The organism is Streptomyces sp. NPDC000345, from assembly GCF_042898825.1.
Taxonomy (GTDB): domain Bacteria; phylum Actinomycetota; class Actinomycetes; order Streptomycetales; family Streptomycetaceae; genus Streptomyces.
Genome location: NZ_JBIAZE010000001.1, coordinates 914,504 through 933,193, shown reverse-complemented (window position 1 = coordinate 933,193; position 18,690 = coordinate 914,504). Strand labels below are relative to the sequence as shown.

Annotated in this window: 23 protein-coding genes; 16 read left to right on the top strand and 7 right to left on the bottom strand. The window is 72.2% G+C overall.

The window, feature by feature from the left end:
- The first annotated feature begins 110 nt into the window (after positions 1-110).
- A complete protein-coding gene (locus ACFY30_RS04335; RefSeq protein WP_390843606.1) occupies positions 111-569 on the top strand; it encodes a nucleoside deaminase in 459 nt (152 codons plus the stop codon).
- The gene (locus ACFY30_RS04330) at positions 562-1,527 is read left to right on the top strand and encodes an isopenicillin N synthase family dioxygenase (protein ID WP_390843605.1); all 966 of its coding nucleotides are present in this window, start codon (positions 562-564) and stop codon (positions 1,525-1,527) included. Before ACFY30_RS04335 ends, ACFY30_RS04330 begins: the two co-directional genes overlap by 8 nt.
- Here ACFY30_RS04330 and ACFY30_RS04325 read toward each other — a convergent pair.
- Positions 1,514-2,095, bottom strand: coding sequence for a hypothetical protein (locus ACFY30_RS04325; protein WP_390843604.1), 582 nt, complete (start codon positions 2,093-2,095; stop codon positions 1,514-1,516). The genes ACFY30_RS04330 and ACFY30_RS04325 overlap by 14 nt on opposite strands.
- A 125-nt stretch (positions 2,096-2,220) precedes the next feature.
- On the opposite strand from ACFY30_RS04325, the gene ACFY30_RS04320 reads away from it, so the two are divergent.
- Together ACFY30_RS04320 and ACFY30_RS04315 are read left to right on the top strand one after the other, a co-directional pair.
- On the top strand, positions 2,221-3,135 hold the full coding sequence (locus ACFY30_RS04320; RefSeq protein ID WP_390843603.1) for a Scr1 family TA system antitoxin-like transcriptional regulator: 915 nt from the start codon (positions 2,221-2,223) through the stop codon (positions 3,133-3,135).
- The gene (locus ACFY30_RS04315; protein WP_390843602.1) at positions 3,098-3,220 is read left to right on the top strand and encodes a DUF397 domain-containing protein; all 123 of its coding nucleotides are present in this window, start codon (positions 3,098-3,100) and stop codon (positions 3,218-3,220) included. The genes ACFY30_RS04320 and ACFY30_RS04315 overlap by 38 nt, the downstream gene beginning before the upstream one ends.
- Positions 3,221-3,292: 72 nt before the next feature.
- Here ACFY30_RS04315 and ACFY30_RS04310 read toward each other — a convergent pair whose 3' ends face one another.
- Positions 3,293-4,693 (bottom strand): MFS transporter, encoded by a 1,401-nt coding sequence (locus ACFY30_RS04310; protein WP_390843601.1) that lies wholly within the window; start codon positions 4,691-4,693, stop codon positions 3,293-3,295.
- Positions 4,694-4,788: 95 nt separating this feature from the next.
- Between ACFY30_RS04310 and ACFY30_RS04305 the strand changes: the two genes are divergently transcribed.
- Positions 4,789-5,361: a helix-turn-helix domain-containing protein gene (locus ACFY30_RS04305; RefSeq protein WP_390843600.1), complete on the top strand. Its 573-nt coding sequence runs from the start codon at positions 4,789-4,791 to the stop codon at positions 5,359-5,361.
- Positions 5,362-5,392: 31 nt separating this feature from the next.
- Here the strand turns inward: ACFY30_RS04305 and ACFY30_RS04300 are convergent, their stop codons facing one another.
- The gene (locus ACFY30_RS04300) at positions 5,393-6,361 is read right to left on the bottom strand and encodes a zinc-binding alcohol dehydrogenase family protein (protein WP_390843599.1); all 969 of its coding nucleotides are present in this window, start codon (positions 6,359-6,361) and stop codon (positions 5,393-5,395) included.
- A 58-nt stretch (positions 6,362-6,419) separates the two neighbouring features.
- Between ACFY30_RS04300 and ACFY30_RS04295 the strand changes: the two genes are divergently transcribed.
- Complete coding sequence (locus tag ACFY30_RS04295) at positions 6,420-6,788, top strand: ArsR/SmtB family transcription factor (RefSeq protein WP_390843598.1); 369 nt, start codon at positions 6,420-6,422, stop codon at positions 6,786-6,788.
- Here the strand turns inward: ACFY30_RS04295 and ACFY30_RS04290 are convergent.
- Positions 6,778-6,948: a hypothetical protein gene (locus ACFY30_RS04290; protein ID WP_390843597.1), complete on the bottom strand. Its 171-nt coding sequence runs from the start codon at positions 6,946-6,948 to the stop codon at positions 6,778-6,780. The two genes, ACFY30_RS04295 and ACFY30_RS04290, sit on opposite strands and share 11 nt — an antisense overlap.
- A gap of 518 nt (positions 6,949-7,466) precedes the next feature.
- Entirely contained in the window at positions 7,467-7,880 is a 414-nt protein-coding gene (locus tag ACFY30_RS04285; RefSeq protein ID WP_390843596.1) for a PLD nuclease N-terminal domain-containing protein, read from the bottom strand.
- 88 nt (positions 7,881-7,968) lie between these two features.
- On the opposite strand from ACFY30_RS04285, the gene ACFY30_RS04280 reads away from it, so the two are divergent.
- The 10 genes from ACFY30_RS04280 to ACFY30_RS04235 all read left to right on the top strand — a co-directional run bounded on the left by ACFY30_RS04280 (position 7,969) and on the right by ACFY30_RS04235 (position 16,110).
- Entirely contained in the window at positions 7,969-9,420 is a 1,452-nt protein-coding gene (locus ACFY30_RS04280) for a menaquinone biosynthesis decarboxylase (protein WP_390843595.1), read from the top strand.
- Positions 9,417-10,319 carry a menaquinone biosynthesis prenyltransferase MqnP gene (mqnP, locus tag ACFY30_RS04275; RefSeq protein ID WP_390843594.1) on the top strand — a complete coding sequence of 301 codons (903 nt, stop codon included), beginning with the start codon at positions 9,417-9,419 and terminating at the stop codon, positions 10,317-10,319. Before ACFY30_RS04280 ends, mqnP begins: the two co-directional genes overlap by 4 nt.
- A gap of 46 nt (positions 10,320-10,365) precedes the next feature.
- Positions 10,366-10,938 (top strand): Uma2 family endonuclease, encoded by a 573-nt coding sequence (locus tag ACFY30_RS04270; RefSeq protein ID WP_390657999.1) that lies wholly within the window; start codon positions 10,366-10,368, stop codon positions 10,936-10,938.
- A 55-nt stretch (positions 10,939-10,993) separates the two neighbouring features.
- A complete protein-coding gene (locus ACFY30_RS04265) occupies positions 10,994-11,656 on the top strand; it encodes a UbiX family flavin prenyltransferase (protein WP_390658484.1) in 663 nt (220 codons plus the stop codon).
- A gap of 68 nt (positions 11,657-11,724) precedes the next feature.
- Positions 11,725-12,180: an Lrp/AsnC family transcriptional regulator gene (locus tag ACFY30_RS04260; RefSeq protein WP_390843593.1), complete on the top strand. Its 456-nt coding sequence runs from the start codon at positions 11,725-11,727 to the stop codon at positions 12,178-12,180.
- An 88-nt stretch (positions 12,181-12,268) separates the two neighbouring features.
- The gene (mqnE, locus tag ACFY30_RS04255; protein ID WP_390843592.1) at positions 12,269-13,432 is read left to right on the top strand and encodes an aminofutalosine synthase MqnE; all 1,164 of its coding nucleotides are present in this window, start codon (positions 12,269-12,271) and stop codon (positions 13,430-13,432) included.
- 314 nt (positions 13,433-13,746) lie between these two features.
- Positions 13,747-14,397 (top strand): UdgX family uracil-DNA binding protein, encoded by a 651-nt coding sequence (locus ACFY30_RS04250; protein ID WP_390843591.1) that lies wholly within the window; start codon positions 13,747-13,749, stop codon positions 14,395-14,397.
- Between the two features lie 54 nt (positions 14,398-14,451).
- The gene (locus ACFY30_RS04245) at positions 14,452-14,976 is read left to right on the top strand and encodes a GNAT family N-acetyltransferase (RefSeq protein ID WP_390843590.1); all 525 of its coding nucleotides are present in this window, start codon (positions 14,452-14,454) and stop codon (positions 14,974-14,976) included.
- Positions 14,977-15,064: 88 nt separating this feature from the next.
- Positions 15,065-15,391: a DUF4229 domain-containing protein gene (locus tag ACFY30_RS04240; protein WP_390843589.1), complete on the top strand. Its 327-nt coding sequence runs from the start codon at positions 15,065-15,067 to the stop codon at positions 15,389-15,391.
- A gap of 38 nt (positions 15,392-15,429) precedes the next feature.
- Positions 15,430-16,110: a TetR/AcrR family transcriptional regulator gene (locus ACFY30_RS04235; protein ID WP_390843588.1), complete on the top strand. Its 681-nt coding sequence runs from the start codon at positions 15,430-15,432 to the stop codon at positions 16,108-16,110.
- Positions 16,111-16,481: 371 nt separating this feature from the next.
- Here the strand turns inward: ACFY30_RS04235 and ACFY30_RS04230 are convergent, their stop codons facing one another.
- Both ACFY30_RS04230 and ACFY30_RS04225 read right to left on the bottom strand, forming a co-directional pair.
- Complete coding sequence (locus ACFY30_RS04230; RefSeq protein ID WP_390843587.1) at positions 16,482-17,333, bottom strand: MaoC family dehydratase; 852 nt, start codon at positions 17,331-17,333, stop codon at positions 16,482-16,484.
- Positions 17,333-18,637, bottom strand: coding sequence for a 3-oxoacyl-ACP reductase (locus ACFY30_RS04225; RefSeq protein WP_390843693.1), 1,305 nt, complete (start codon positions 18,635-18,637; stop codon positions 17,333-17,335). The genes ACFY30_RS04230 and ACFY30_RS04225 overlap by 1 nt, the downstream gene beginning before the upstream one ends.
- Between the last annotated feature and the right edge of the window lie 53 nt (positions 18,638-18,690).

Below are 18,690 nucleotides of genomic sequence, written 5' to 3'. Positions count from 1 at the left end.
GCGCTGACGGTTCCACGGATGGTTCCGCTGACAGAACGTCCGGCTGCGGGCTGCCCGGAGAGTACTTTCCGCACGTTGCCCTGGTGTTTCCGGCACAGCAGAGTGAAGTCATGGACCTTATGGATCAGGCAACGGCCCATGCGTGGCTCGCCACCGCCGTGGCCGAGGCGCGCAGCGGTCTCGCCGAGGGCGGCATCCCGATCGGCGCCGCGCTGTACGGCCCGGACGGCACCCTGCTCGGCCGCGGCCACAACCGGCGCGTCCAGGACGACGACCCCTCCATGCACGCGGAGACGGCCGCCTTCCGCGCGGCGGGCCGGCAGCGCTCGTACCGCGGCACGACGATGGTGACGACCCTCTCCCCGTGCTGGTACTGCTCCGGCCTGGTCCGCCAGTTCGGCATCTCCCGGGTGATCGTCGGCGAGGCGGCCACCTTCCACGGCGGGCACGACTGGCTCGCCGAGCACGGCGTGGAGATCGTGCTGCTCGACGACCCCGAGTGCGCCGGGATGATGCGCGACTTCATCAGGAACCGTCCGGCACTGTGGAACGAGGACATCGGTGAGTGATCGACGCATTCCCACGATCGACCTGCGCCCCTGGCTGACCGGCGACGCCGCCGCCCGCGCGGCCGTCGCCCGTACCGTCGACGAGGCCCTCCAGACCGCCGGATTCCTGCTGGTCACCGGGCACGGCGTCGATCCCGCCCTCCGGTCCGCGATCCGGCAGGCCGCCCGCGCCTTCTTCGTCCTCCCCGACGAGGTCAAGCAGCCCTACGGCGCCAGGGTCGGCGGCCGCGGCTGGCTCGGCCCCGGCGCGGAGGCCAACGGCTACGCGGAGGGCACCGAGACCCCGCCCGACCTCAAGGAGTCGCTCACCTTCGCCACCCACGAGCCCTTCGACGACCCGGTGACCGACGCGGAGTGGTACGCGCCCAACGTCTGGCCCGCGGAGGTGCCGGAGCTGCGGGGACTCTGCGAGGAGTACCTGGAGAGGATGGCCGGGCTGGAGAAGCAGCTCCTGTCGCTGCTGGGAGAGGCCCTCGGTCTCGAACGGGACTTCTTCTCCCGGCACATGGACCACCCGACCTACGGCTTCAACATCAACTGGTATCCGGGCACGGAGGTCGTGGGGCAGCCGGAACCGGGCCAGTTCCGGATCGGCCCGCACACCGACTTCGGGACGGTCACGATCCTCGACCGGCAGGCCGGCAAGGGCGGGCTCCAGGTCTGGACGGACGAGGGCGGCTGGGAGGACGCGCCCTTCGACCCCGACGCCTTCACCATCAACATCGGCGATCTGATGGCCCGTTGGACGGGAGACCGGTGGCGGTCCGGCCGGCACCGGGTGCTCCCGCCGCCGGCCGACGAGCCCGCCGAGGAGCTGATGTCGCTCGTCTACTTCGGCGAGTGCACCCCGGGGACGCTCGTGGAGTCCGTGCCCGCGCCGGTCGGCCGGGTGGCGTACGAGCCGGTCGACTCGCACGTCTACCTGCGCGAGAAGCTGGACTCGATCACCGTGGGGTGAAGACCGCGTAGTCCGCGACGGTACGGCGGTAGCGGGGGTGGCCCGTCTCCCGGGTGTGGGCGCGCTGCCACTCCTCCACCTCCGCGAGGGCACGCCGGGCGCCGGAGCCGGCCCGGCAGTCCGTGCACGACGTCTCGTACTCCGCCTCGGCCGAGGCGTCCGGGACGACCGTGTACTCCTTCAGGCCCAGGAAGGCCGCGTGGTACCGGCGCTGGTGGCGGCGGAGCAGCACGTTCGCGTCGGTCTCCGCGCTGGCGTCGCGGCGGGCGCGGGCCGCGTCGCGCAGACCGGCCAGGTCGGTGCAGGCGGCGCAGTCGCGGACCGGCGAGGGGGGCTCCTGCGGCCACGGGCACGAGCGGGAGTTGGCGGCGCGGACGCCCGCGCTGAGGCGTTCACCGGGGGTGGCCGGGCGGATCAGCTCCGGGCACGCCTCCCACTCCCGGCCGCCGCCGAGGGGGCGCAGCAGGGCGTACGGGCCGGCCTTGCCCTGGTACTCGCCCACCTTGTCCGAGCCGGGGTCGTAGACGACCGTTCCCGTTTCGAACTGGTTCTCGGTGTGTTCGGTCATGCCCCGTCCGTTCCCTCTCCGTACCGACTTGGTGACTCTGGGTGTGTCGAGCGTGACGTACGGGCACTCTGCGTATCAATGCTCGACGTGTGCCAAGGGCGCTTGTCACGGAGGGGGGCGGACCGGTGACCACCAACGCCGTGCTGTTCGGTGAGCTGTTGCGGCACTTCCGCGAGGGGGCGCTGCTGACGCAGGAGGCGCTGGCCCAGGCGATTCCCTGCGACCGGTCGCTGGTGGCGCGGGTGGAGATGGGGACCCGGGTACCGCAGGAGCCGTTCGCGAAGAAGTGCGACGAGGTGCTGCGCACGGGCGGGGCGTTGGGGCGGTTGTGGGGGCGGGTGGACTGGTACGGCCAGGTGGAGCATCCGGACTGGTTCAAGCAGCGGGCGGAGATGGACGCGGAGGCCGTCTCCCTGCGGGAGTACCAGGAGCGCGTGATGCCGGGCATGTTGCAGACGCCGGAGTACGCGCATGCTCTGTTCTCGCGTGTCACCAGCGGCAACGAGGTCGACGAGCGCGTGCGAGCCAGGCTGAGCCGACAGCAACGATTCCTGGCCGATGACGGTCCGTTGTACGTCGTCGTCCTGGACGAGAGCTGTCTGCGTCACGTGGTGGGAGGCCCTGAAGTCATGCGGGACCAGTGTGCCTACCTGCTGAGCGTCGCCCGGCGTCCGAACATCCGGATCCAGGTGGCTCCGGCGCACTTCCCGGAACTCCTGCGCCCCAACGTCTCGATGTCGCTGATCGAGCTGCCCGACGGGCGCCGATGGGTGTACTCGGAGTCGGTGGATCGTGGTCATTTCAACGACGATCCGGCCGCTTTCGCGGGCCACAGCCGCGCCTATGATGTGCTGAGGGCGGACGCTCTGTCAGCCCGCGAGTCCGCCGTTCTGATCGGCGACGCGATGGAAGGGTACGGGCGGCATGGACAAGCACGAACTCGGCGCGGCGACCTGGATCAAGAGCAGCTTCAGCGGCGAGAACGGCGGCAACTGCCTCGAAGTGGCCCCCGAATTCACCTCCGCCGTCCCCGTCCGTGACAGCAAGACCCCCGATGGCCCCGTCCTCCTCCTCACCCGTGAGGCCTGGGCCGCCTTCGTCGACGGGGTGCGGCGCTCCGCCTAGCGTTTCAGGGGCTCAGGGACCGCCAGATGCGGTCCGGTGCCGGCGAGGCGTTCAGCACCGGGCGCGGCCGGCCTAGGGGGTGGCGGCCGTTCCGGGCCGTGCGGCGCGGGCGGCGACGAGGAGGAACAGTCCGCAGGCCGTCACCAGCAGCCATCCCGGACGGGAGGCGACGGCGAGGCCGGCCGGGCCGGCGCCCGCGACCAGGCCCCCGGCGGTGGCGATGCCGACCGCCGCGCCGACCTGGCGAGCGGTGGAGGTGACCGCCCCCGCCACGCCGGCCCGGGACGGCGGCAGACCGCTGACCGCCGTGTTGGTGAGGGGGGCGTTGGCGAAGCCGAAGCCGACGCCGATCAGCAGATGGGCGAGGAGGATCAGCGGCACGGCCGTGTCCGGGCCCAGGTCCACCAGGCACAGACCGCCGGCCGCGGTGAACCCGCCCGCGAGGATCAGCGGGAGCCGTGGCCCGTGGCGTCCCACCAGGGCGCCGGACCAGGGCGCGCACAGCGTGGCCCCGAACGCCATGGGCAGGGTCGTGAGGCCGGTCGCGAGCGGTGTCCAGCCGCGGGTGTGCTGGAAGTAGAGGGTGTTGAGCAACAGGGCCACGTTCAGCGCGACGAACACCGCCATGGCGCCGAGCACCGCCGTCGCGAACGGGGGCCGGCGGAAGAGGCCGAGGTCCATCAGGGGCTGTTCGCCGTGCCGTTCGGCCAGGACGAACCCGGCCGTCGCCGCCGCGATCAGGGCGTAGACGGTGAGGGCCGCGGGCGAGGCCCAGCCGACGCGGGGTCCTTCGATGAGAACGCCCACGGCCAGGCACAGAAGGAGGGTGAGGAGCGCCTGGCCCGGCAGATCGAGGCGCCGGGGGCGCGCCGCGCGGGACTCCGGCACGACCACGGCGACCAGAACGAGGGCGGCGGCGACCACCGGCGCGTTGATCCAGAAGACCGAGCGCCAGCCGAACGCGGCGATGAGGGACCCGCCGGTGACCGGGCCCGCCGCCATGCTGAGCCCGAAGACCGACGCCCACACGCCGATCGCCCGGGCCCGCTCCCTCGGGTCGGGCATCGCGTTCACCACGATGGCCAGGGCCACCGGACTCAGCATCGAGGCCCCGATCCCCTGGACGGCCCGGGCGGCGACGAGTACGCCGAGCGACGGGGCGAGGGCGCACGCGAGGGACGCCAGGCCGAAGACGAGCAGCCCGCACCGGAAGACCCGGCGGCGGCCGAAGCGGTCCGCGAGAGCGCCGGAGACGATGAGGAGACTGGCCAGGACCACGGTGTAGGCGTCGACGACCCATTCCAGACCGCGGGTACCCACCCCGAGACCCCGGCCGATCTCGGGCAGGCCCACATTGACGATGGTGGTGTCCACCCCCACCAGGAACATGCTGAGCGCGCAGACGGCCAGCACCGTCCAGCGGCGGCGCGCGCTCAGCGGGGAGGGCGGAGCGGCCGGGGATGTCGTGAGCACGGGAGGCCCCCTTCGGTACGGGATCGCTGCCGCCCAGGCTCGGGCCGGGGGAGAGTCCGGGCCCAGGAGAATTGCGAAGACCGCAAAATGGCCGTATGGACGCCGAACTCGCGGAACTCCTCGACAGCATCGGGCCACGGCTGCGCGCCCTGCGGCGCGACCGCGGTCTCACGCTCGAAGCCCTCGCGGCGGACACCGGGATCTCGGTGAGCACGCTGTCGCGTCTCGAGTCGGGTCTGCGGCGCCCCACGCTCGACCTCCTGATCCCGCTCGCCCGGGCCCACCGGGTCGCGCTGGACCAGCTGGTGGCGGCTCCGGCCACCGGTGATCCGCGGGTCCATCTCCGGCCGCGGAGCCGGGAGCGCGGGAGCGTCCTGGTGCCGCTGACGCAGTACCCGGGCCGGGTCCAGGTCTTCAAGCAGGTGCTCGCGCACCGCGAACCGCGGCTGGTGACCCACGCCGGCTACGAATGGCTCTACGTGCTCGCCGGTGAACTCCGCCTCGTCCTCGGGGAGCGGGAGGTCACGCTCCGGCCGGGCGAGGTGGCCGAGTTCGACACCGCCGAACCGCACTGGTTCGGTCCCGCCGGCGCCGAAGCGGTGGAGATCCTGCACCTGTTCGGACCCCACGGCGACCAGGCGGTCCCCAGGACGCCCGCCCGGCCCTGAGGGACACCCGCCCGGCCCTGAAGGCCGGCCGCTACACCTTGAGCAGCAGCTTCCCCGTGCTGGTGCGGGCGCCCATCAGGCGGTGGGCCTCCGCCGCGTCCTCCAGGGGGAACTCTGCGGTGACGGGGACGGACACCGTTCCGTCGCCGGCCTTCGCGAAGGCCCGCTCCGCCAGCGCCCGCAGCCGGTCCGGGGCGGTCCGCGACAGGGTGAGGATGGAGAAGGCGCCGACCGAGAGACCGTGCGGAGCCAGGTCCGGCTGCCCCACGCCCCACGGCTCGGCCCCGCTCGCGTTGCCGAAGGAGACCAGACGGCCGAAGACCGCGAGGGAGGCCAGGGAGCCCTTGAGGGTCTCGCCGCCGACCGGGTCCAGGGCCAGGTCCACCCCGCGCTCGCCGGTCGCCGCCCGCACCGCCTTCTCGAAGTCGCCGACGAACACGTCGTCGTAGCCGTACCCGCGGGCGTACTCGGCCTTGGCCGCCGACGACACCACGCCGTACACCGCGCCCGCGCCCGCGGCCCTGGCCAGCTGCCCCACCACCGTGCCGACTCCGCCGGCCGCGCTCTGCACCAGGACGGTCTCGCCCGGCTGGAGCCGGCCCACCGCGTGCAGGAGGCCGTACGCCGTCGGCAGCACCGTGGGGAGGGCCGCCGCCGTGCGCAGGCCGACGCCCTCCGGCAGCGGGAAGACCGTCGCCGCCTCCGCCACCGCGACCTCCGCGTAGCCCCCCGCGCCGGTGAACGCGGCCACCTCCTGGCCGACGGACAGACCGTCCACGCCGGCGCCGACCGCCCGGACCCGTCCGGAGACCTCCAGGCCGGGCCGGAAGGGCAGGGCCGGCACGCGGTAACCGGAGCCGCGGGCGAGGAGGTCGGCGAAGTTCACCCCGGCGTAGGCCACGTCGATGCCGACCTGCCCGGGGCCCGGTTCGGGGACCGGCACCTCCGAGGGGCGCAGGACCTCCGGACCGCCGTACTCCCGGATCTCGACCGCGCGCATGGCACACCTCACCCTTGGCTCGACAACTGTTCAATGAAAAGCGAACACTCGCGAGTGTATGGTTTTCATCGAACAGTCGGCAAGCCGCACCCCCGAGGAGGACCGCGTGGCGAACACCGGTCATCGGGTCGCCCCCGAGCACACCCACCCCGACGACGTCCCGGTGCCCACCGCGCTCGCCGCGCTCGCCGACCCGGTACGGATCACCCTCGTCCGCGAACTGGCCGGCTCGCCCGAGTGGACCCGTTCCTGCGGCAGCTTCGACGTCCCCGTCGGCAAGGCCGCCCTCAGCCACCACTTCGCCGTCCTGCGCGCCGCGGGCCTCGTCGAACAACGCGACGAGGGCCCCCGCCGCGTCAACCGCCTGCGCCGCCAGGAGTTCGACACCCGCTTCCCGGGCCTGCTGGACCTGGTCCTCAGGGACTGACCGGGCGGACCCGCCCCCGCAGCGCCGCGTACACCCCCGCGGCCACCACGAACCCCACCAGGGGGGTGATGTCGCCGAACGACGGCCAGTGGGCGGGCACGTAGCCGACGTACTTCTCCTGGTGGGAGAAGAGGGGGACGGAGACGGCGACGCCGGTCAACAGGGCCGCGACGCCCGGCCGGTTGGTGAAGGAACGGTCGGACAGGCGGGCGGAGAGTTCCTCGTCCGAGGCCGTGCGGCCCGGACGCCGGGGCGGCCTACGAGGCGTTCCTGCTCGTCATCGCGTACTGGGTGGCCCCGTGGCTGGGGGTCGTCCTGACGGAGCGCCTGCTCCGGTCGCCGCCGAGGCCGCGCCGACGACGGCGACGAGGGCGACCGAGACGAAGAGGCCGACCGCCGGGTAGAGCACCGTGCGGAACTTGTCCGCGGTGCCTCGGCGCGGTCTCGGCGAACGCCCTCAACGTGTACATCAGCACCAGGTCGCCGAGCCGGCCGGGGAGATGGCCGGTGAAGGCGGCCGTCGGGGTGGCGTCCTGCGGGGCCGCGATCAGTCGTCATGCGAGGTGAGTGTCCGGTTCCCACCCCTTGCGGCCCAGAGGCGCATTGTCCGCTTCGGGAGCCTCGGCGGCGTACAACCTGTAGGGCTCCGGACCCTCCCCGAACCGGCCTTCCCCGGGCTCAGCCCTCCCTGGGGTCCTCGCCGGACTCACGGCGCTTGAGCTCCTCCTCGCGGCGGCGCAGGTCGGCCTCCCAGTCCTTCAGGAGCCGCTCGTCGTCCTTCGCCTTCTCGCCCTCGCCGCCCTTCCCGCCCTGCTCGTCCTTGAGGGACTTGAGGAACTCCGGGTTGTCGTCGGGCGCGACCCACGTGCGGCCCGGGGCGCCGGCCGCGGCCCCGCCCGCCGGGGCGCGCCGTACCTTGCCCGCCACCAGCCAGGCCACCGGACCGACCAGCACCTCGCCGAAGAGCAGGATGATGAGCACCCACACCACCTTCGGCAGTCCCCGCACCTCTTCCTCGGGGGTGTTCAGGCAGTCGATGAACGCATAGATCCACAGCGCCAGGACCAGCAGGAACGGCAGATACCTGAGCATGGTGGCGGGTTCTCCCAGAAGACGGCGACAGGGCGTGGGGCCGCCCCGGTGACGGGGTCAGGGTAGCCGGTGGCCGATACTGGGACACATGGCTTACGACGATCTTCGTTCCCTGCTCAGGGCACTGGAGCGTGAAGGCGACCTCAAGCGCGTCAAGGCGGAGGTCGATCCGTATCTGGAGGTCGGGGAGATCGTCGACCGGGTCCAGAAGTCCGGTGGTCCCGCGCTGCTCTTCGAGAACGTGAAGGGGTCGAGCATGCCCCTCGCGATGAACGTGTTCGGCACCGACCGACGGCTCCTCAAGGCGCTCGGCCTGAAGTCGTACGGCGAGATCAGCGAGAAGATCGGCGGACTGCTGCGGCCCGAACTGCCGCACGGGTTCGTGGGCGTGCGCGAGGCGTTCGGGAAACTCGGCGCGATGACGCACGTACCGCCGAAGAAGGTGAAGGACGCGCCGGTGCAGGAAGTCGTCCTGCACGGCGACGAGGTGGACCTGGAGCAGCTGCCCGCCCTCTTCACCTGGCCGCAGGACGGCGGCTCCTTCTTCAACCTCGGTCTGACGCACACCAAGGACCCGGAGAGCGGGATCCGCAACCTCGGGCTGTACCGCCTCCAGCGCCACGACAAGCGCACGATCGGCATGCACTGGCAGATCCACAAGGACAGCCGCAACCACTACCAGGTGGCGGCCCGGCGCGGTGAGCGCCTCCCGGTGGCGATCGCCTTCGGCTGCCCGCCCGCCGTCACCTACGCCTCCACCGCGCCGCTCCCCGGCGACATCGACGAGTACCTGTTCGCCGGGTTCCTCGCGGGCAGGCGGATCGAGATGGTCGACTGCAAGACCGTCCCGCTCCAGGTCCCGGCGCAGGCGGAGGTGGTCCTGGAGGGCTGGCTGGAACCCGGCGAGATGCTGCCGGAGGGCCCCTTCGGCGACCACACCGGCTTCTACACCCCGCAGGAGCCCTTCCCCGCCCTGACGATCGACTGCGTGACGATGCGCCGTCGCCCCCTGCTCCAGTCGATCGTGGTGGGCCGCCCCCCGACGGAGGACGGACCGCTGGGCCGCGCGACGGAACGCTTCTTCCTCCCGCTGCTGAAGATCATCGTCCCGGACATCGTGGACTACCACCTCCCCGAGGCGGGCGGCTTCCACAACTGCGCGATCGTCTCGATCGACAAGAAGTACCCCAAGCACGCGCAGAAGGTCATGCACGCCGTCTGGGGCGCCCACATGATGTCCCTGACCAAGCTGATCGTGGTCGTCGACTCCGACTGCGACGTCCACGACCTGCACGAGGTCGCCTGGCGGGCCCTCGGCAACACGGACTACGCCCGTGACCTCACGGTCGTCGAAGGCCCCGTCGACCACCTCGACCACGCTTCCTACCAGCAGTTCTGGGGCGGCAAGGCGGGCATCGACGCGACGAAGAAGTGGCCCGAGGAGGGCTACACCCGCGACGGCGGCTGGCCGGACATGGTGCTGCCGGACCCGGAGACGGCGGCGAAGGTCGACCGCCGGTGGAAGGAGTACGGGCTGTGAGCTCCGCTTCCGCAGCGCTTCCGCAGCCGGGACGCACCAGGGCCTTCCTCCGCCTGGTGATGATCGAGCACTCGGTCTTCGCGCTGCCCTTCGCCTACATCGCCTCCCTCACGGCGATGTTCCAGCTGGACAAGAACATCCACTGGGGCCGGCTGCTCCTGGTCACCGTCTGCATGGTGGGCCTGCGCACCTTCGCGATGGCGGTCAACCGGATCATCGACCGGGAGATCGACGCCCGCAACCCGCGCACGGCCCAGCGCGAGCTGGTCACGGGCGCGGTGTCCGTCCGGCACGCCTGGACGGGCGCGCTGATCGCGGTCGCGGTCTTCCTCGGCTCGGCGGCGATGCTCAACCCCCTGTGCCTGGCGCTGGCGCCGGTGGCGGTCGTCCCCATGGTCGTCTACCCCTACGGCAAACGCTTCACGAACTTCCCCCAGGCCATCCTGGGCCTGGCCCAGGCGATGGGCCCGATCGGCGGCTGGCTGGCGATCACCGGGGAGTGGTCCTGGGACGCGGTCGTCCTCGGTCTCGCCGTCGGCATCTGGATCGGCGGCTTCGACCTCATCTACGCCTGCCAGGACGTCGAGACCGACCGCGAGACCGGCGTCATGTCGGTCCCGGCCCGCTTCGGCATCCCGGCGGCGGTCCGGGCCGCCCGCGTCTGCCACGCCGTCACCACGGCCCTCTTCGTCTGGTACGCCCTGCTGACCGGCGCGGGCGCGTTCTTCTGGCTGGGCCTGCTGATCGTCGCGGGCGCCTTCGTCTACGAGCACTCGATCGTGCGCCCCCACGACCTGTCCCGCCTGAACAGGGCGTTCTTCTCCGTCAACGGCTTCATCGGGATTGCCCTGTTCGGGTGTGCTCTGCTCGACCTCCTGGTTCGAGGTCTCACCGTCTGAATAGCGTGCGGCCTACCATCGAGGGCAGGACCCCAGGGAGGCCACCGTGACCGTCTCGGACCTTGACCGCCTGCACTCGCAGCTCAGCCGGTTCGAGGACATGTTCCCCGGCTATCGCATGGAGATTGTCGAGGGCAACATCATGATGAGTCCGGTCAAGCCCCACCACGCCAAGACCATCCGCTTGGTGTGGAACGACCTCGAGGCCCTGCTGGGTCCCGAGTGGGACTTCGTCAGCGATGTGGCCTTTCCCTTCGACGACGACAACGAGTTCTGCCCCGACCTGGCGGTCATCCCTGCCCCTGAGGCTGCCAAGAACAAGGGCGCCTATCCGCCCGATCTCATCGAGCTGGTTGTCGAAGTCGTCTCCCAGGGCAGCGTCCGCCGTGACTACGAGGTCAAGCCCCGCTGGTACGCCTCCCGGGGAATCGCCAACTACCTGATCTTCGACCCGCTCCAGGGGCACGTCGTGACGATGTGGAACCCCGGCTCCGACGGCTACCTCGGCCGCGACACGATCGCCTACGGTCCCGAGCTGACCGTCGACTCCCCGCTCGGCAAGCTCGCGATCCCGACCGCTCACCTCCCCGTCGATCCGAAGGCTCCCGGCCGGTCCTGAAGACCTCCCCGCTCACCGGTACGCTCAAGGTGTGAACGCAGGAGAAACGCAGCGCGTGCCTTGGATCGTGGGGGTGTCCGGGGCGTCCGGTACGCCGTATGCCGCCGCTGTGCTGCGGGCGCTGCTCGCCGGGGGCGAGAGCGTCGACCTGGTGGTCAGCCGGGCCTCACGGCTCACCCTGCTCGACGAGACCGGGATCTCCTTCCGGGACGCGCACTGGCGGGACGACCTGCGTGAATGGCTCGCGCGCGGAGCCGACGGGAAGCCGGACGCCTTCGACGCGGACGTCAGCGGCGACCGGGTGCGGTACTGGGGCGCCGGGGACCTGGCCGCGGGCCCGTCCTCCGGGTCGTACCCCGTGAAGGGGATGCTGATCGTCCCGGCCTCCACCGCCTGCGTCGCCGGTGTCGCCCTCGGTCTGTCGAAGGACCTGCTCCAGCGGGCCGCGAGCGTGACGCTCAAGGAGCGGCGGCGGCTGGTCGTCGCCGTGCGCGAGACCCCGCTGAACGGACAGACGCTCCGGCATCTCGTCGCGCTCGACGACGCCGGCGCGAGCGTCGTGCCCGCCTCGCCCGCCTTCTACGCGGGCGCCACCCACATCCAGGACCTGGTCGACTTCGTCGCCGGACGGGTGCTCGACGCGGCGGGGGTCGCGCACGGGCTCTACCGCCGGTGGGAGGGCGAACTGGGCGGCGCGAACGGAACCAGGGCCACGTGAGCGTCATCTGAGCACGTCGCAGTACCTCTCATCTCTTCGGGAACTTTGATCGGAAGGCTTCGATTCGCATGGACGCGGTGGACAGGCAGCTCATCCAGGCCCTGAGGGAGAACGGCCGGGCCTCCTACGCGGAGCTGGGACGCCTCGTCGGCCTGTCGGGACCCAGCGTCACCGACCGCATCAACCGGCTGGAGGCGGCCGGAGTCATCACCGGCTACCGCGCCACGGTGAACGCCGCCTCACTCGGCCTCGGCGTCACCGCCCTCATCGGCATCTCCCTCTCCGACGCCGCCGACCACGAGGACGTGGCGGACCGGATGAAGGACTTCAGCGAGATCGAGGACTGCTGGTTCATCGCCGGCGACGACTCGTTCATGCTCAAGGTGCGGGCGAACGACGTGGACGGCCTGGAGAGGATCATCCGGCGGCTCAGCGGGACCAAGGGCGTCTCCCGGACCCGTACCACCATCGTGCTCTCCACCAAGTGGGAGAACCGGGTGGGGGAGCTTCCCGAGGAGGTCTAGGCCCGTTTTGGGGCTGTATGGGGGTGCCGCCCGGCCGGAGGGCGGGGGGTACGGTGGGGCGAAGTCGTCGGAGAAAGGTGTGACCCCCATGGACGTCGGGCTCAAGCGCGAGCTGGAGCAGAAGGTCAGGGCCGGAGAGCGGCTGACCCGCGAGGACGGCATCGCGCTGTACGAGTCGGACGACCTGGCGTGGCTGGGCGGCCTGGCACACGAGGTGCGGACGCGGAAGAACGGTGACGTCGTCCACTTCAACGTCAACCGGCACCTCAACATGACCAACGTGTGCACGGCCTCCTGCGCGTACTGCTCCTTCCAGCGCAAGCCGGGGGAGAAGGACGCGTACACCATGCGCATCGAGGAGGCCGTCAAGCTCGCCAAGGCGATGGAGAGCGAGAACCTCACCGAGCTGCACATCGTCAACGGCCTGCACCCGAACCTGCCGTGGCGCTACTACCCGCGGTCGCTGCGCGAGCTGAAGGCGGCACTCCCGAACGTGTCCCTGAAGGCCTTCACGGCGACGGAGATCCACCACTTCGAGACGATCTCGGGTCTGTCGGCCTCGGAGATCCTGGACGAGCTCATCGACGCCGGTCTGGAGTCGCTGACCGGCGGCGGCGCCGAGATCTTCGACTGGGAGGTCCGGCAGCACATCGTGGACCACCGCACCCACTGGGAGGACTGGTCCCGCATCCACCGGCTGGCGCACGAGAAGGGGCTCAAGACGCCCTGCACCATGCTCTACGGCCACATCGAGGAGCCCCGCCACCGCGTCGACCACGTCCTGCGGCTGCGTGAGCTGCAGGACGAGACGGGCGGCTTCCAGGTCTTCATCCCGCTGCGCTACCAGCACGACTTCGTGGACATGAAGGACGGCAAGGTCCGCAACCGTCTGCAGGCCCGGACCCAGATGGCCACCGGCGCGGAGGCCCTGAAGACCTTCGCGGTCTCCCGCCTGCTCTTCGACAACGTCCCGCACGTCAAGGTCTTCTGGGTCATGCACGGCGTCCAGACCGCCCAGCTCGCCCTCCAGCACGGCGCCGACGACATGGACGGCTCGGTCGTCGAGTACAAGATCACTCACGACGCCGACAACTACGGCACCCCCAACAAGCTGACCCGCGAGGACCTTCTCGACCTCATCCGCGACGCCGGCTTCCGCCCGGTGGAGCGCAACACGCGGTACGAGATCATCCGGGAGTACGACGGCCCGGACCCGGCCCGCAGGGAGTCGCCGCAGCCGATGCGGGTGTGACGAGGGGCCCCGGCGGGTTGTGACGGTGCGTGACGCCGGTGTGGCGGCGGGCCGGGGCGGGTTGTGTCGGCCGGGCGACGCGGGCCGTGAGTGGGCCGCAAGGGGGCCGGGGGCGGGTCGCGCGGATGCTCGTGTCGGCCGGCGGTGGCGCCGCTGACCGTGTTGGTTCGCGGTGGCATGGCGGCCCGCGTCGGCGGGCTGCGCTACCGCTGCTCACTTCGGCCCGCAGGGGCATGGCTGCCCGTGCCGGCCCGTTTCGGCCCGTGGTGAGTGGTGTGACGTGGGTCCGCGCCTCCGTGGGGTACCCGGGCTCCATGGTGGCCACCCGGGCGCCCGAGGACGCCTACACCGCGGAACCGTTCGTTCCCGATCACGGCGGACTGACCGCCCTGCGCAGGGCGGCGGCCGGCTGCCGGGGCTGTCCCCTGCACCGGGACGCCACGCGGACGGTGTTCGGCGCGGGGCCGGCGGACGCCCGTGTGATGCTCGTCGGTGAGCAGCCCGGCGACCAGGAGGACCGGCAGGGCAAGCCGTTCGTGGGCCCCGCCGGGAAACTGCTCGACCGGGCGCTCGCGGAGGCTGGCATCGACCCCGGCGAGGCGTACGTCACCAACGCCGTCAAGCACTTCAAGTTCACGCGGGCCGAGCCGCGCAAGCGCCGGATCCACAAGGCGCCCACCCTGCGGGAGGCGGCGGCGTGCGGGCCGTGGCTCGCCGCCGAGCTGGCGGTCGTCGAGCCCGAGCTCATCGTGGTGCTGGGGGCCACGGCCGGGAAGGCGCTGCTGGGGTCGTCGTTCCGGGTGACCGAGGTGCGCGGGACCGTCCTGGAGAAGGAGATCCACGGGCGCCGCGAGCGGCTCGTGCCGACCGTCCACCCGTCGTCCGTCCTGCGCGCCGACGACCGCGAGGCCGCCTACCGGGGCCTGGTCGCGGATCTGGAGGTGGCGGCGCGGGTCCTGGCGTAGGGGCCGGGGGAAAAGCGGCGGCGCGCACCCGCCTGTAATGGCTACGATCCCTGCATGTCCCTTACCTTCACACTCGACCCCGCCGTCACCCCCGCCCTGCGGGACGGCGTCCTCGACCTGTGGACGGACGTCTCCAACGCCGGGGGAGCCGTCGGCTTCGTCGCGCCCGTGACACGCGACGAGATCAGGCCCGAGTTGGTCAGGCACCTCGCGGCGATGGCCGAGGGCCGTCACCGGCTGCTCGTCGGACACGACGAGGCGGGGGAGGTCGCCGCGACCGCCTTCTTCTCCTTCAACGCGCACCGGCTGCAGCAGCACTGGGCCTGGCTCTACACGGTGATGGTGCACCCCCGGCACCAGGGGCAGGGGTACGGCCGGGAGCTGCTGGCGGCGGCCGCCGACGCGGCCCGCGGCTTCACCGGCATCGACGCGATCCGGCTCTCCTGCCGGGGCGGACTCGGTCTGGAACGCTTCTACGGCTCCTGCGGCTACAAGGAGGTCGGCCGGATCCCCGGCGCCATCCGCGTCGCCCCGGGCGACGACCGCGACGACGTCATCCTGCTGCTGCCGCTGACGTGAGGCGGGCCGCGGGGGCGGCTGCAGGATCGGGAGCCCGCCGTGCTTCACTGGACGACGGCCCCTTTTGGAAACGGAAGAGTGGATTGACATGCTCCGCTACACACTGATGCGCCTCGGCGTCTTCGCCGGCTGCCTCGTGGTCGTCTGGGGCCTGGTCTACTCGGGTGTGCTGCCGCGCGGCCTGGGCGACTCCAACGGCATGTGGGTCGTCCTGCTCGCGCTGGTGGTCTCCGCGCCGATCAGCTTCGTCGTCCTGCGCAAGGAGCGCGACCGCGCCTCGGCGAACGTCGTACGGCGGGTGGACCGGATGAAGGCCAACCTGGACGCCAACCGCTCCCAGGAGGACGAGGTGGTCGACTCCGCCGAGGCGCAGGGACGGTCCGCCGAGGGCCGGGCCCAGAGCCAGGCATCCTGACGGAGTTCACTTCCGCCCGGTCCAACTAGGCTTGCCCCATGGGTGCCGTGAAGACCAAGCGGATGCCGCGTGCGGTCCGTGAGCAGCAGATGCTGGACGCCGCCGTGGAGATCTTCGGGCAGCGGGGGTACATGGCCGCGTCCATGGACGAGATCGCCGAACTGGCGGGCGTGTCCAAGCCGTTGGTGTATCTGTACCTGAACTCCAAGGAAGACCTCTTCACCGCGTGTATCCGGCGCGAGGCGAGAGCGCTGGTGGACGCGGTGCGTTCCGGCGTCCGTACCGACCTGCCGGCCGACCGCAGGCTGTGGGACGGCCTGCTGGCGTTCTTCGCGCACACCGCGGCCCACCCGCACGCCTGGTCCGTCGTGCACCTCCAGGCCCGCACGCACGGCGAGACGTTCGCCGCCGAGGCCGCCGCGATGCGCGAGGAGATCGTCGCGTTCGTCACCCATCTGATCGCCGTCGCGGCCCGCGAGGCTCCCTCCCACTCCCGAACGTGTACGAGCGGCGGGACCCCCCTCGACCCCGACCTCCCCGAGCGCGAGGTCGCCGGCCTCGCCGAGGCCCTCGTCGGCGCCGCCGAGTCCCTCGCCGTCTGGGCCAACGCCACCGACGGCGTCACGGCCCGCCAGTCGGCGGCGACCCTGATGAACTTCGCCTGGGCAGGCCTGGGCAACCTGATGGAGGGCCACAGCTGGACCCCGCCGGAGTCCTGAGCCCGCCCGCCGACCCGCGCGGGGGGCCTGGCCGGCGGCCCGCACCTGGAGCTTGAGGCCCCGGCCGCCGTGCCGGGGCCTGGACCTGTCCGACGGCCCGCGCCGGGGTCCTGGGCCCGCCCGCCGGGCCACGCCGGGAGCCTGAGACCAGACCGGCGGCCCGTGCCTGCTGCCTGCGGCGGCGTCGGTCGGCGGTGGGCCGCACCGAGATCGTGCGGCTCGGCCTGCTGCCTGCGGCGGCGTCGGCCGACGGATCGCTTCGTGCGGCGGAGGCGCGGATCGCGTGGCGCGCCCCTCTCCGCCTCGCCGGGCGGAGGCACCGAGCGCCGCTCGCGACCGGTCCTGGTGCTGTCCGGCGGGATCCGGTGCGCCTAGAGCCGGTCCACCCGTCCGGTGACGTGGAGCCGGGACGACGTCTCCCCGGTGCCCCGCAGTTCGAACCGGGTGCCGTCCGAGGCGAAGGTCACCGTGCCCGGCAGCAGCACCGGCGCCCGGAACCGCGCCCGGGCCCGGACGGCCGGCGGGGTGCCGTGGGCGGCGAGGCAGCGGGCGGCGGTCCACATGCCGTGGGCGATGGCCCGGGGGAAGCCGAAGAGGCGGGCGGTGAGCGGGTGGAGGTGGATGGGGTTGCGGTCACCGGAGGCGGCCCCGTAGCGGCGGCCGACGTCGGCGGCGAGCCGCCACTCGTCGAGGAGGGGGAGGGGGACGGGATCCTCCTCCGGTTCCCGCGGCGGGGGAGAGGACGCGGAACCGGTGCGGTGCCGGGCCAGGTAGGTGCTCGTCGACTCCCATACGACGGTGTGGGACTCCCTCAGTTCCGTGACCACGAACGCCTCCGTGCCGCGCCGGTGCGGGGCCAGACGGTCGACCCGCACGGCGAGTTCGTACACCCCGGTGGCCGCGAGCGGCCGGTACCGGGTGATCTCGATCGAGGTGTGGACGAGGCCGAGCAGCGGGAGCGGGAAGTCCCGGCCGCTCATGATGCTCATGGCCAGCGGGAAGCCCAGCACGTGCGGGTACGTCAGCGGCAGGGCGTCGTCGCCGGTGGGGAAGCCGCAGACCCGCTCGTAGGCCGCGAGCCGGGCCAGGTCGACCCGCAGCCCGGGCAGGACGAGCCGTTCGCCGGTGAAGCCGGCGGCGGCCCGCGGCCGTTTGAAGGGGGAGCACAGTGCCCCGCGGGCGAGCAGCGGGCCGAGGGCGGGCGGGGAGGCGAGGGTGGTCATCACGCCCCCAGCAGGCTCTGGCCGCACACCCGCACGACCTGCCCGTTGACCGCCCCGGACGCCGGATGCGCGAGCCAGGCGGTGGTCTCGGCGACGTCGGCCGGCAGCCCGCCCTGGGCGAGGGAGTTCATCCGGCGCCCCGCCTCACGGATGAACAGCGGCACGGCGGCCGTCATCCGCGTCTCGATGAAGCCGGGCGCGACCGCGTTCACCGTGACCCCGTGTGCGGCGAGCGCGCGCGGGGCGAGGGCGCGGACCAGACCGGCCACGCCCGCCTTGCTCGCGCCGTAGTTCGTCTGCCCCGCGTTGCCCGCGAGCCCGGCGATGGAGGCGGTCGCCACGATCCGGCCGCCCGGCCGCAGGGTGCCCTTGGCGAGCAGCGCGTCGGTGGTGCGCAGCACACTCGCGAGGTTCACGTCGAGCACGGAACTCCAGCGGTCGGCGGGCATGTTGACCAGCCGCCGGTCCCGGGTGATCCCCGCGTTGTGGATCAGCACGTCCAGCCCGTCGGAGAGTTCGGCGGCGATCCGCTCGCCCGCGTCGGCGGCCGTGATGTCGAGCGCGAGGGCCCGCCCGCCCAGCCGTTCGGCGACCCGGCGGGCGTCCGCCTCGGCCTGCGGCACGTCCAGGACGACGACCTGGGCGCCGTCCCTGGCCAGGGTCTCGGCGACCGCCTCGCCGATGCCGCGCGCCCCGCCGGTGACCAGGGCGGTGCGGCCGGTGAGGGGGCGGTCCCGGTCGCCGGGTTCGCCGGGCTGTCCGGCGCCCACCTCGATCACCTGGCCGCTGACGTAGGCGGACTTGGGGGAGAGCAGGAAGCGCAGGGTCGACTCGGCGGCGGCCGCGTCGGTGAGCCGTACGAGATTCACGGTCCGCCCGCGCCCGATCTCCTTGCCGAGCGAGCGGGTGAACCCCTCCAGGGCCTGCTGCACGGCCGCCCGGTGGTGGTCGTCGTCGGCGTCCAGGGGCGAGCCCAGCAGCACGATCCGGCCGCTTGTCGCGACCGACCGCACGACGGGGTGCAGGGCGGCGTGCACCTCGGCGAGGGTGTCGACGTCACGGACGCCGGTCGCGTCGAGGACGACGGCGGCGAGGCCGGCGGTGCCGAGGGGAAGTCCCGTGCGGGCGAGGACCGGCGCGAGGCCGAGGGTGGACGTACCGGCCGTAAGGTGAAGCAAGGTGCCTGTGAGAGAGGGCTGTTCGGGTGACCAGCGGCTGAGTGCCGCCGGTTGCGGAAGGCCGAGCCGTCGGGTGAGGAAGCGTCCGGGTGCGGTGGCGGTGAAACCCAGATAGCGGTCGGCCATGTTCGTCTCGTCTCCCACGGGCTCGGCGCCAATGAAAAATTGCTTACTCCGGA